General features: G+C 39.0%; 9 protein-coding genes, 1 pseudogene and 1 riboswitch. Of the genes and pseudogenes, 7 read left to right on the forward strand and 3 right to left on the reverse strand.

What is annotated here, in order from left to right:
- Positions 1-49 precede the first annotated feature (49 nt).
- Positions 50-1759 (reverse strand): annotated as a pseudogene (locus IE222_RS12815) (hypothetical protein).
- 206 nt (positions 1760-1965) lie between these two features.
- A riboswitch (cobalamin riboswitch) is annotated at positions 1966-2163 on the forward strand.
- A gap of 133 nt (positions 2164-2296) precedes the next feature.
- On the opposite strand from IE222_RS12815, the gene IE222_RS12820 reads away from it, so the two are divergent.
- The 3 genes from IE222_RS12820 to IE222_RS12830 are packed head-to-tail and all read left to right on the forward strand — an operon-like array spanning position 2297 to position 6091.
- The gene (locus tag IE222_RS12820; RefSeq protein WP_191273395.1) at positions 2297-4579 is read left to right on the forward strand and encodes a ribonucleoside-diphosphate reductase subunit alpha; all 2283 of its coding nucleotides are present in this window, start codon (positions 2297-2299) and stop codon (positions 4577-4579) included.
- Between the two features lie 19 nt (positions 4580-4598).
- The gene (locus IE222_RS12825; RefSeq protein WP_191273397.1) at positions 4599-5645 is read left to right on the forward strand and encodes a ribonucleotide-diphosphate reductase subunit beta; all 1047 of its coding nucleotides are present in this window, start codon (positions 4599-4601) and stop codon (positions 5643-5645) included.
- Positions 5642-6091 (forward strand): flavodoxin domain-containing protein, encoded by a 450-nt coding sequence (locus IE222_RS12830; RefSeq protein ID WP_191273399.1) that lies wholly within the window; start codon positions 5642-5644, stop codon positions 6089-6091. The genes IE222_RS12825 and IE222_RS12830 overlap by 4 nt, the downstream gene beginning before the upstream one ends.
- Before the next feature lie 79 nt (positions 6092-6170).
- Here IE222_RS12830 and pepF read toward each other — a convergent pair whose 3' ends face one another.
- Positions 6171-7985: an oligoendopeptidase F gene (gene pepF / locus IE222_RS12835; protein ID WP_191273401.1), complete on the reverse strand. Its 1815-nt coding sequence runs from the start codon at positions 7983-7985 to the stop codon at positions 6171-6173.
- A gap of 230 nt (positions 7986-8215) precedes the next feature.
- Between pepF and IE222_RS12840 the strand changes: the two genes are divergently transcribed.
- From IE222_RS12840 to IE222_RS12850, 3 genes are all read left to right on the forward strand, one after another.
- Positions 8216-8695, forward strand: a complete 480-nt coding sequence (locus IE222_RS12840) for a PaaI family thioesterase (RefSeq protein ID WP_191273403.1) — start codon at positions 8216-8218, stop codon at positions 8693-8695.
- Positions 8696-8954: 259 nt separating this feature from the next.
- The gene (locus IE222_RS12845) at positions 8955-10346 is read left to right on the forward strand and encodes a M28 family metallopeptidase (protein WP_191273405.1); all 1392 of its coding nucleotides are present in this window, start codon (positions 8955-8957) and stop codon (positions 10344-10346) included.
- A 154-nt stretch (positions 10347-10500) separates the two neighbouring features.
- On the forward strand, positions 10501-10884 hold the full coding sequence (locus IE222_RS12850; RefSeq protein ID WP_191273407.1) for a hypothetical protein: 384 nt from the start codon (positions 10501-10503) through the stop codon (positions 10882-10884).
- A gap of 32 nt (positions 10885-10916) precedes the next feature.
- Here IE222_RS12850 and IE222_RS12855 read toward each other — a convergent pair whose 3' ends face one another.
- Complete coding sequence (locus IE222_RS12855) at positions 10917-11828, reverse strand: TetR/AcrR family transcriptional regulator (protein WP_191273408.1); 912 nt, start codon at positions 11826-11828, stop codon at positions 10917-10919.
- 184 nt (positions 11829-12012) lie between these two features.
- Here IE222_RS12855 and IE222_RS12860 point away from each other — a divergent pair, with 184 nt between their 5' ends.
- A complete protein-coding gene (locus tag IE222_RS12860; RefSeq protein WP_191273410.1) occupies positions 12013-13551 on the forward strand; it encodes a DHA2 family efflux MFS transporter permease subunit in 1539 nt (512 codons plus the stop codon).
- Positions 13552-13575 lie beyond the last annotated feature (24 nt).

Below are 13575 nucleotides of genomic sequence, written 5' to 3' on the forward strand. Positions count from 1 at the left end.
ATACAACATGAAAAAGACTGCGGTCTCATGGAACACAGTCTTAAATCATTTATTGAAGTCCTTTAATCGTAATATCTTTCACGGGCAGGAAGTCTTCGCCTGTGTCGAGATATTGTAGATTTACCTGATCGCCTTCTTTTAGGTAGATGACAAGCGGTACTTTTTCGGATGAGATGATGAAGTTTTGCTTGTTATCTAGTAAGAAAGAGACGATGGTGAAATCCCCCGACTTCTCCTTATAGACTCGCAGAACAGTACCTTCTTTTTGTTTTTCTTCAGCTTTAGAGCTGCCATCGACCGTGCCGCCGCCTCTTTGCAATGCTGTCTTATATTGTCTTAGCGCTTCATTCGGAGTGACACCATTTGCTGAAATTTCCGGATTGGCAGCCGAAACAATAAAATAGTTTTGCAAAAATCCATTAGAATCTAGGACAGGCGTTAACCAACTTGCCTCCCCGTAGAAATTATATAGAATCGGCATTTTTCCACGCCATTTCTTTTCAATGAACTTTTTTTCGATAATCTGCAGGGCGCCCTGTGAATCCATGTAAGATTCTTCTGGATTCCCTGTATAATAGGTTGCTTTTCCGGTTCTGCTATTTGTTATCGAGTAACCAAGCATCGAGTCGACGCCTTCTTTTGGACTGGTGAAATCAGTAAAATAATACATGATTCCATTTTCATCAAAAATAGGGCTGACGTTTGCCTCGATACCTTCATCTGAAGGGAGCTTTACGTCTGATTTTCCGAATACGCTGTTCCAAAATCCATGAACATAATTGCCAAAATAGCTGTTTTGGAGACTGACCACTTCAGGAGACACAGCACCGTCGATAAAAGCCGGAATTTTTGTTAATGGATATTCTTTTGTCTGGCCTGTTTTTGCATCCACCATTACAATCCCATGTACTTTAAACCCATTGCGGGCGGAAACAAATTCTCCATAGGATTGTATGTAGTATGGTTTGCCGTCCTCGTTCACCTCTAATTGAACATCCCCGTAAAAAATCTTTTTCGGGTATTGCATGCGGATATGCCTTTCAATATTTTTTTGGAAGAAGGAGGATGGAGTATACATCATTTCTTCCTTAACAAACTTAGGATTTGCTGACGAATCTGTAGCACTTAAACTGAAGTAACCTGGTGTGTGATCACCCTTCCACCAACGGAAAAATCCCGAAAATTCTACTGGAGCAATATAAACATATTCGCCATTTACCTTTTGGATTTGCAGGTGACCAAGCTCATAATAGCTCGTATTAGGAACCTGCCCAAACGCTTTTTTCATTTTGTTGCGTGCGAACTGCGGCGGGACACTTGCCGGTGTTTCTTTTTCATCAAACGTCTTAATTTCAACTTTCTCGGTCATTTTTGCTAAATCATATTTTTCATTTGCATTAAACAAAAAGGCTGTTAAAAAATATACCCCTAACATGAGACTTAATACAAATAACAGGCCCTTAATTTTTTGCTCTACGCCTGAAGAAAAAAATGTACCAAATCCAGTAATGACAATGGCTAATGGCCATAACGATGAAAAGTTACGGTCCAAATTAGACATGTAATAAAATATAAACACAGCCGCTAATATAATGATCATGACGGGAATCAAACCTGCTGGTCTTGCCGGTTTTATCGGTTTTCCCTGTTTACCATGTTTTCATTTACCTTTTTGTCCCGGAACAGCGCTATTCATTGGCGTAAGAATTAGTGCAGATACAATACCTATAATCAAACAAAATAAAAAAATATTCCCCATAATACCCCCCTTAAACAGATAAGATTTCTTGACCCTTTAAATCATACGTTTGAACCATGATAATGGTTTCATTATAAAAGTGTCTGAGACTAAATCCAAAAAACGACATCAAAGCACTTGCATTATTTTGGTATTTATACTATCATTTATATGAATTATAAGTACTACATATTGTTTTGAATTTAAAAATAAAAACTATATATAGTAGTGTTTGCCTTGAGATAAGATGCCGTTTGGCTTAAAAGGGAATCTGGTGCGAATCCAGAGCTGCCCCCGCAACTGTAAATGCTGACGAAATGGACAAACCACTGTGTAAGAGAGCTTTGCAATAGGCGCTTATACGGGAAGGGTTCAAAGTAGGAGGAAGCATAAGTCAGGAGACCTGTCTTTCTTAAGATGTTTCAACTTCTTCGGGGATTGAGAAGATGGAACGGTGGCGGCAGAAGGCTCCCGGATTCTTCCTTTCCTTTTGTTTTGTTATCGTTTCATCCGCTCGTACACCCGAGCGGATTTTTTATTTTTCTAGGGGGAAAAATCATGACAATGGTGCAAACAGAGTTTAGTAATCTTTTAGGAACAATTAGACAAGCAGCGGAAAAATACAAAATTGATGTAACGGGGATGCAAGAAAGTCTTCAACATCACATAAATGAGGCCGAAGCAAATCAACATGCTTTATTGTATGCGGTGAATCAAATTGCCATCGACCAGCCAGATTGGACATTTGTCGCTGCCCGTTTATATCTCAATGAATTATACGCGGAGGCAGCAAAAAATCGTAGTTATGATTCCTCTTTAAAATATGGGAATTTCCATACCCTGATCACCAGGCTGACAGCTTTAGGCATTTATTCTAGTGATTTATTAAACTGCTATAGTAAAACAGAAATCGATGAATTAGCGCAGGAAATCAATCCTGAGCAGGATTACCTATTCAATTATATAGGCTTATTTTTACTGGCAGACCGTTATTTAGCTAAAGACCATGACAGAAATATCTTTGAACTCCCGCAGGAGCGCTTCATGATCATTGCAATGACCATCATGAAAAACGAAAGCAAATTCAAACGTCTGAAACTAATTAAAGAAGCTTACTGGGCGTTAAGTCATTTATATATGACCGTTGCAACCCCAACACTTGCCAATGCGGGCAAAAGCTTCGGCCAGCTTTCCTCCTGCTTCATCGATACCGTTGATGATTCACTTGATAGTATCTACTTAAATAATTGGGATGTTGCTCGATTAAGTAAGGATGGAGGCGGGATAGGCATCTATTATGGAAAAGTTCGTGCCCTAGGTTCAGATATTAAAAAATTTAAGGGGAACTCATCAGGGGTTGTTCCATGGATTAAGTTAGTTAACGATACGGCAGTAAGTGTGGATCAATTGGGACAGCGACAGGGCGCGATTGCTGTATACTTAGATATTTTCCATAAAGATATCATGAATGGTTTCCTCGATTTAAAAACTAATAACGGCGACGAACGGCGCAAAGCCCACGATATTTTTACTGGCGTTGCGATACCGGATCTTTTTATGGAAAAACTTACAGAAAAAGATGAGCAGGGCAGAAGTATCGGTGAGTGGCATACCTTTTGTCCCCATCAGGTTAAACAAATGATGGGCTGGAAAGATGAAAATGGAACTTCATTAGGTCTCGAAGATTTTTACGACGAAACCGACAGGAAATTTTTTACCGAAAAGTATGAAGAGGCTGTGAATCATCCGCTGCTGCCGAGGAAATCATACAGGGCCATGGATGTTATGGTGCGGATTATGGTGTCCCAGCTTGAAACGGGAACACCATATATGTTTTACCGAGATGAAGTAAACAGGCAAAATCCTAATAAACATGTAAATGGAAGAGGGCGTACTTCGATTTATTGCAGCAATCTTTGCACAGAAATTGCCCAAAATATGTCGGCGACGACGATTGTAAAAGAATACCATGATGAAGACGGAAATATCATTATTATCCGTAAACCTGGTGATTTCGTCGTTTGTAATTTATCTTCTATTAATCTTGCAAAGGCTGTTCCAGCAGGTGTTTTAGAACGGTTAATCACAATTCAGGTCAGAATGCTTGATAATGTTATCGATTTAAATACGATTTCCGTTGGCCAAGCCCAGCACACTAATCAAAAGTACCGAGCTGTCGGACTTGGCACGTTTGGCTGGCATCATTTGTTGGCATTAAAGAGTATTCACTGGGAATCCGAAGAAGCTGTTGTCTTTGCCGATGAATTATATGAGAACATCGCCTACTACACCATTTTAGCATCGATGGAATTGGCAAAAGAAAAGGGGACATATCAAACCTTTAATGGCTCCGACTGGCAGACGGGTGAATATTTTTCAAGGAAAAACTACAACTCTAACAGGTGGCAAAAATTAAAGGAGGAAGTCGGAAAGAACGGAATTCGTAACGGCTGGTTAATGGCGGTCGCTCCTAATTCTTCAACCGCAAAGATTGGCGGCTCAACTGACGGCATTGATCCAATCTATTCTGTTGAATATGCGGAGGAGAAAAAGAATTTTAAATTTAAGGTAACAGTACCTGATTTAAATCATCATACGTATAACTATTACCGCCGCGCAAGACATGAATTAGATCAGCTTTGGAGTATTAAACAAAATGCAGCAAGGCAGCGGCACATCGATCAGTCCATCAGCTTTAATCTTTATGTAAGACATGATATTAAAGCGAAGGAGCTTCTTAATCTTCATATAGAAGCCTGGAAGCATGGGTTAAAAACAACTTACTATGTTAGAAGTACGTCCCAAGCAGAAATCGAAGCATGTGAAGCATGTCAAAGTTAGACTAAAGGAGCAAGTAATAATGGATATTCATTCACCGTTAAAAAAAATCAAACTATTAAACCCAGAGTTCCCTAATAAATCAACAGGGATTATTAACGGACAATCGTCAGGTCTGTTGAACTGGAACGATATTGCCTACCCGCAAATGTATGAACTGTATCAGACATTGCTGAGCAATTTTTGGAAGGCCCAGGAAATTAATATGCAGGATGATATCAAACAGTGGGATCAGCTCAGTCTAACAGAGCAGGATGTTTTTTTGAGAATCAATACCCAGCTGGCATCCTTAGACAGCCTGCAAACACCGACAATGTACCAGGTGATGGATTATGTCACTGATTCGAGCTTTAAAGCGATCTTTGCCGTAATTTCACAGCAGGAAGCGGTTCATAACGAATCCTATTCCTATATTTTAAGTTCACTTGTTCCATTGCAGGAGCAGAATTTCCGCTTTAATCAGGCAAAAAGCGACCCAATCGTACAACGCCGTAACCAGCTTATCTTAGATGCGTATGAATGTTTCCGAAATAATCCCACACCTCAGCACTTATTTCAGCTTGCGGTGAACTCGATTAACCTGGAGGGGATTTATTTTTATGCAGGCTTTGCCTTTTTCTATCACCTGGCCCGCCAGCAAAAAATGCTAAAATCAAGTACAATGATTAGCTATATTCAACGGGATGAGATGCAGCACGCCTATTTCGTTGCGCAATTTATCCGGATCCTGTTAACAGAAAATCCCGAATTAAATCATCAGGAAAATATAGATTATATATACCAAACGATAGGACAAGCAGTTGAGCTTGAAAAAGAATGGGCTCATTTTATTTTGAAGGATATTGATGGTATCGATTTGCAGGAGTACGGGCTATACACAGAGTATCTTGCTAATAAACGGTTTAGACAGCTGGGATTACCTAACTATTATGAAGAGCGAAAAAATCCTATGCCATGGATTCATGTTTTCAGCGATGAAATGATGAACGACACAAAATCTGATTTCTTTGAACAAAAGTCAAGAACATATTCAAAAGTCTCCCAATCAAACGGATTCGATGAACTATGAGAATTGCGATTGTCTATTCCACTAAAACCGGGAATACGGAAGAGGTGGTACAGCTGTTACAACAGTTGTTTTTAAAAGAAAAAATTGAGGTGAATTGTTTCCTTGCTGGGCAATTTCCTACACTCTGTTTAGCGAATTATGATGCCATAGTTATTGGAACCTATACATGGGGTAATGGCGAAATACCAAGGGAAATGCAGGCAATTTACAACCTGTTCGAAATTGAAGACGCAAAGGACCTTGTGACAGGTGTAGTTGGTACAGGGGATACCTGTTATCCGAAATTTTGCGGAGCAGTTGATCACTTTAGGGATATGCTGTTTGTACAAACAAATCTTGCGGCAACGTTAAAAATTGAACTAGTACCTCAATTAGTAGATTACGATAGATGCAATCGTTTTGTAGAGATTATTTTGGAACGTATCAAAAGCAATCAATATCGATGACTTAAATGAAATATGTTTGTTAAGGCGTGAGATCGTAAGAGAAAACCCCCATGGAGTCCCAAGGGGGTTTTTTGCGAGCTTATTTATAAGATTGTTCTAATTGATCAATCAATGCGCCAACATAAGCAACCGCTTTTCGAACTGGCTCTGGTGTAGACATATCAACGCCAGCATATTTGATTAATTCAAGAGGCTTCATTGTGCCGCCAGCACGAAGTACTTCGAGCCAGCGGTCCACAGCAGGCTGGCCTTCCTCTTGAATCATTTGTGAAACAGCTGTAGAGACTGTCAATCCAGCGGAGTAGGTATATGGATATAAGCCCATGTAGTAGTGCGGCTGGCGCATCCAGGTTAAGCTGGCCCCTTCATCAATTTCAACACTGTCTCCCCAGAATTCCTTTAAGACATTACAAGTAGTTTCAGTTAAAGTTTTAGCCGTTAACGCTTTCCCTTGTTCTGCAAGAGCATAGACTCTGCGCTGATATTCCGCTTCTAGCAAGTGAGTCACAAAATTATGATAATAGGTACCGAGAAGCTGCAGAATGACCCAACGGTGCATTTGTTTATCATTGGTATTCGCAAGTAAGTGCTGTCCAAGTAACATTTCATTCATCGTAGAAGGCGCCTCAATGAAAAACATTGAAGGGCGTACATTCATGATTCTTTGGTTTTTATTCGCTAAGTAAAAATGGCCGGCGTGACCGAATTCATGAGCCAGCGTGAAGCAGCCGCGCATATTGTTCTGCCAGGTAATAAGAATATATGGGTGTGAACCATATGGGCTGGAGCAGAAGGCGCCGGTGGATTTTCCAATATTGTCTGCCTGGTCAACCCATCTTTCTTTAAAGCCTTGTTCGATAATTGCACTATACTCAGGACCCATTACTTTTAAAGAATCTAAGATTAATTGACTTCCTTCTTCAAAAGTAGTATTTGGTTCAAAGTCTGAATCGAGCGGGGCTTTTAAATCACAAAACATCATCCGATCGAGCCCTAAAACCTTTTTCTTTAATTGGGCAAAACGGCGCATATGTGGCGCCAGTTCTTTAAAAATAATATCAATTTGATTATTATACATTTCCAATGTAACCTGCTGCGGCTCCAGAAGCATATGGGTGACCGATTCATAGTTACGCAGGCGGGCGAGTGTTACTTGCTTGGTCACTTCAGCCGAGTATGCTGCAGCTATGGTGTTTGTGTACTTTTTTAGGGTTGCAACAAACGATTTATATGCTTTTCTGCGAACATCAGTATCCGCAGTAAATTCATAGCGGTTTTCAAACAAGGCAAACGAAACAGGCAATTCATTTCCATCTTCGTCTTGAATGGAGGTAAAATCCATATCTGCAAGCTTGGCCATTTGATAGATTTGGTACGGTGAACCTTGCAGGTCCCCGAGTGCCGCAAGCACTTCTTCTGTTTCAGGTGTAAGCCTGTGTTTTTTCGAATCTAAAAGTTCAGATAATGTTTTTCGGAAAGCTTCTAATCTAGGTTCCTCCTGAAGATATTTTTCGATTATCCCATCATCAAGTGCCAGTATTTCTGAATTGATGAATGATAAAGCTGCAATACTTTTAGTCCGTAAAGCGGAAAACTTTGCTGAATTTGCTTGGTTTACAGGATCCGTCCCATCTGCGGATTGCTTCAGGTTAGCATATGTCCAGGCTTTAATGATTTTCATGGAAAGCTTTTCTTGTGCTTCTAGGCAGTCAAGTAAAATGTTTGAACCGGTATGTAATCTTCCTTTCAATTGGTCAAACTGAGCAATATCCCTTTCAATAACCGAAAGTTCAGCTTCCCAATCCTCTTCTGTTGGGAATAAATCTGCAAGATTCCATGTCAATTCTTCAGCAACCTCAGCCCGCGAAAGCCGTTTTTCAACAATCCTCTCCATCCAAAAACCCCCTTGAAAGTTTCGTAATACTAAGTATTATCATAATAGTTTAAATAATGAACTTCAACCATTTTTTGGTGTTTTTATTGGTGTCAGGCACCATGCGAAAAATTCACATAATGCTTAACACCAACTTCGCTAAACTCCATTTATTGACCGATGGGATTTTTTGGTGTTATGATAGGTTGATAGAATTGTAAACGCTTACTATCAGGAAGGGGAATTAGTGTATGGAAGCTAAGGTGTTACATGCGATTCAAGATGAGTATCCTGACGATTTTGCCTGGTGTTATGGATGCGGCCGTTTGAATGAGGCTGGCCATCATTTTCGCACTGGTTGGGAAGGAGAACAGACTATAACGATTTATTCTCCAAAACCTGAACATCACGCAATGCCAGGTTTTGTATATGGCGGGTTGATTGCTTCATTTATCGATTGTCACGGGACCGGTTCTGCAGCACTGGCACTACATAGGAAAAATGGCCACGAACCCGGTGAGGGGGAAGAACCCCCGCGATTTGTAACAGCTTCTCTGAATGTGAATTTTTTAAAGCCAACACCGAATGGCGTGCCTTTAAAAGCAATTGGAACTGTTCATGAGATCCATCCGAAAAAATTTAAAGTCGAGACAGAAGTTTTTGCGAATGATGTCCTTTGCGCCACCGGTGAAGTCGTAGCTGTTGTCATGCCGAGCACGTTCTTAAAATAAGATTAAGTGTGAAAAGGACCCTTTTAGTTTGAATAGCTAAAAGGGGTTTTTTGTTACCTGATTTTTGTTAAAAGAAGACTCAAATAAATTATTGTTAATTTTTATCTGAATATTCCTATATTTTAAACTTGTCTAACATCCAATTATATACTAAAATTGGATGTAATTGTGTTATAAACACATGCTAGTTTGCTAGATACATAACATAGAACTATACCTTCACTTAAATAGCAAACAAAAACTATTTAGGAGGCTGGTTATGGTAGTAGTTAAACGAAAAGGGTCTAAGGTGTTTGCTTCACTCTTGGCTGTCTCAATTGCATTTGGTTCAGTCGGTTTTGCATCAGCAGATACCACAAGCGGGAAATCCTCTTATGCACATGATCAAAAGGTAGTAGCAAGAGTGGATGCTAACAGAGCAATTGAACATATCAGATATTTATCTGAGGAAATTGGAACACGGCCAGGGGGGCTCGATGCGGAAAAGCGTTCAGCTGAATATATTGCCAAAACCTTAAAGAGTTACGGTTATGATGTAGAATTTCAGTATTTCACTGTTCCAGATCAATTTATTGCAAATGTTGCCTTTGCTGATGGAACGTCTTGGGAAATGGCCGCAGCACAAAATGGAAAACTAAGTAATGAGTCTGTAAAAGGACAAGTTCTCTATGTAGATGGTGGAACAAACCTAAGTGATTTTCCAGCAAGTACTGCAGGAAAAATAGTGGTTATGCCTCGTGCCAGCTCTACAGCGGATTATCGAACACAGGTAGACAATGCCGTAAAATCCGGAGCAAAAGGTGTTATTTTACAAAGTCTTGTCGGCAGCCGGGGGAACTATGGGCAAACCTTTAATCCAAATTTAACAATAAAGTATGATGTTCCTGTTTTTGGAGCAGCCTTTATCCAAGGTGAGTGGCTTAAGGAAAAAGCCGCAAAGGGGCCTGTTGAAATCAGTCTTACTGCTGAGCATTTTTCGAACCTTCAATCAGTAAACGTTATTGCAACAAAGGCTCCGAATACGAAATCCGAAAAGACTAAAGAAGTGATTCTTGGTGCCCATCATGATAGTGTTGTTGGTGCCTTTGGAGCAAATGACAATGCATCAGGTGTTGGTTTGATGCTTGAGCTAGCAAGGGTTTATAAAGGGTATAACACCGATAAAGAAATGAAATTTATCGCTTTTGGTTCAGAGGAGCGAGGATTACTTGGTTCTCGATATTATGTGAACCAATTGACGCAGGAACAAAAAGATAAGATTGAAGCGGTATTTGTACCGGATATGGTCGCAACTAATTATGAAAAAGCGAAAAACTTGTATGCGATGACACCGGATGGCAGCAGGAATATTGTGACGAATTCCACACTAGCTGCGGGTGCTCGTTTAGGTAATTCTGATATTCTCCCAGGAACATTTGGTTCAAGTGATCATGTACCTTTCCATCAAGCAGGTATTCCTGCAGCCTTATTTATTTGGATGGGCATCGACAGCTGGGATCCGCTAGTATATCATATCGAAAAAGTATACCATACACCGCAGGATACAATTGCAGATAATATATCAGAGGAAAGAATGCAATCAGCATTGGATATAATTGGTGCAGGATTATTCTCAACAGTAAGAAAAGATGTACCTGCATTGAATAAATAATAAATTTAAGAACGCCGCAGAATTTTAGCGGCGTTTTAATATTTTATACAAACATAAAATACGTAGAGAATTTTTAATAAATTTTACCATTTTTGAAACTAAATACCCAGTTTGTTCGTCTATATATATGAGTGACGGTGTAGGGGGTTTGTAAATGGGGCGGATTAAAAAAGTACTAATGGCATTGACCATAACAATAATTATTAGCTGTGTATTAATAATATCTGGCTTTGGTTCCGCTATTTTCCAGGAAGGCAACCCAGTCCCATTAATTGTATCCGCTGTAAAGCTTCATTTCTCGGATTCTGAATATGTACAGTTTGCCAAAACTGAGAAACGGGTTCGATTTTTGTCATTAAATACAACAACCAATCGCTACGAAACTGTAAAAAAATGGATGGGTACTAAAGGCTGGGACTTTAAGGAACAAATGGGATCTGGTTTAATCTTTACGAAGGAAGGCGAGGACGCAGTGGTGGAAGTTAGGCAATATTCAAGGAATTATTTCATTTGGGAAATTCAAAAAATATTTTTTTAGTAGTACATAAAAAGTTAAAAACCTAAAAACCCCTAACTAAAGTAGGGGTTTTCAACATCTTTCTCTTTAAAATAAGCCTTAACCAATTGTTCAAGCTGTTCAATTTCAATTTGAGCCGTTTGATTTTCCACAGTTTTCAACGTCTGAAGAACGCTTTTGATTAGAAAAAAGCGTGGATTTTTAGAATCCAAAACTTCCTCTTCGATAAACTCCAACAATTCCGTAAACTTTAATTGTTCATGTTTTTGGTGGAAAATATTTTTTAAAGTAAATAGACTATGAAGAAACTTTTTCCGAAATAAATGATCAGTTTTTTGGCAGTCCGGCAGCCAGCGTTCTAATGCCTCCGTTTGAATTAACTGTTCATCCGATTCCTCTAATTCAGCTACAATATGAACAACCCGGTTAACCGTATAGCGGACAACCTGTTTTATATTAAGATTGGCATCATTGGCCAAACGATAAAATTTTATATTCTCACGCAAAATCCCCATAAACATAATGGCACAATCTAGAAGATAGCGTTTTTTTTCCTCGCCAAAAATTTCAATAAAGCGGTTATAAATCCACCGAATATTTCTGATTTGGCCTAATTCTATAAATTGCTTGAGATCTGGATCATTAATAACCATTACTTCCTCAAACAGCGTAATTAACTTTTTTTTGCGGTTCAAAGTGAGTTGCATTTCAATTTGTTTGACGAAGGTCTCAATATTTGCAGGATCTTGACCAATTAAAACCTCATCCCGTAATTTGTGAAGCTCAGAATAAGATGTTTTAAAAATTGCAATTAATAATTCATTTTTTGAGGAAAAGTAATTATAAAATGTACCTTTTGATATACCGCTAAAATCGAGAATATCCTGAATAGAAGTCGACTGAAAGCCTTTTTCAATAAATAATTGATGTGCCATTTGGACGACATGCTTTTTTCGATCATTCATGCAATCACCTTGAGTTTCATATTGTACTATCTGTATAAAAATATACTACCTTATTTTCCAACCCGTGACAAACCAATATTTTGCAAGATTTTTTTATTGCAAAAATTGAACCAGGAGTATAATATAGGTAAGTATGAAACAGGGGTATAAAAAAATGTACAATTAGTTTAAAGGGGGAAATTTAATGGATCAAACTCGAACTAATACGAGTAAACCACCGTATGGAATTCTTGCAGTCCTGATGGTCGGGGCATTTATTGCATTTTTAAATAATACATTATTAAATATCGCTCTTCCTTCTATTATGAAGGATTTAAAGATTGAACCGGCAACAGTCCAGTGGTTAACAACGGGATTTATGTTGGTGAACGGTATTTTAATTCCTACAACTGCTTTTTTAATTCAAAAATATTCTGTCCGAAAAATATTTTTGTCAGCTATGATACTATTTACAGTAGGAACAATTATTGCTGGGATAGCCCATGTTTTTCCGATTTTACTAACAGGCAGAATGCTGCAAGCATCAGGATCAGCTATTTTGATGCCAACCTTAATGAACGTAATGCTCGTAAGCTTTCCGATAGAAAAAAGGGGTACGGCGATGGGCGTTTTTGGTCTCATTTTAATGTCTGCGCCAGCGATCGGGCCAACCTTATCCGGTTGGATTATCGAACACTATGATTGGCGGATGCTATTCCATTTTGTTACACCAATTGGAATTGTCGTAATCTTGTTAGGCTTTTTCTTAATTCGAGATAAAAAAGAAAAAGTGGATATTCAACTTGACTTTATTTCGCTTATTTTATCAAGCATTGGCTTTGGCGGGATTCTTTATGGCTTTAGTTCTGCTGGAAGTAAAGGCTGGGATAGTCCGCTAGTATATGGAACAATTGCAATTGGAGCCGTTTCTTTGACCGTATTTATCGTCACGCAATTAAAAAAAGAACAGCCGTTATTAAACTTCCGTATTTATAAATACCCCATGTTTGCCTTATCATCAGCGATAACCATGGTGTTAAATATGGCGTTGTTTTCAGGGATGCTTCTTTTACCAATTTATGTTCAAACCATCCGCGGGATTTCACCGATGGATGCGGGATTAATGCTTCTTCCTGGTGCAATACTGATGTCCATAATGTCGCCAATCACTGGTAAATTATTTGATAAATTTGGCGGAAGAATATTAGCCATTATTGGTTTGGCGATAACAACAATAACAACTTATTTATTTAGCAAATTAGAACTTGATACGTCCTACACACATTTAATTATTTTATACTCTGTTCGAATGCTTGGCATGTCGATGGTTATGATGCCAGTATCAACCAATGGGTTAAATCAGCTGCCTGCAAGATTCTATCCGCATGGGACGGCGATGAATAACACATTGAACCAAGTGGCTGGGGCTATTGGTACAGCATTGCTGGTTACAATTATGTCCACTCATACAGCAACAAGAGCAAAAGAAATTGGCGCTGCCGCAAAAGCATCTATGAGGAACATGGCAACACCTCCAACACCGGCAGCAATTGCCGAAATGAAGCAGCAAGTCATGATGAAGGCAATGTTAGATGGGATTAACTATTCTTTCGTTGTTGCAACTGGAATTGCAGCTGTATCACTTATTCTTGCCTTCTTTATTAAACGAGCTAAACAAGCGGAAGACCCAGGAGATTTTCAACCAGCGGATAAAACAGTTACACGTAAATTAGCAGAAAATTAACAGAGAGGTGACTTAAAAGGTCAC

Origin of the sequence: Neobacillus kokaensis, from assembly GCF_014656545.1 — a bacterium.
Classification (GTDB): Bacteria; Bacillota; Bacilli; order Bacillales; family Cytobacillaceae; genus Neobacillus; species Neobacillus kokaensis.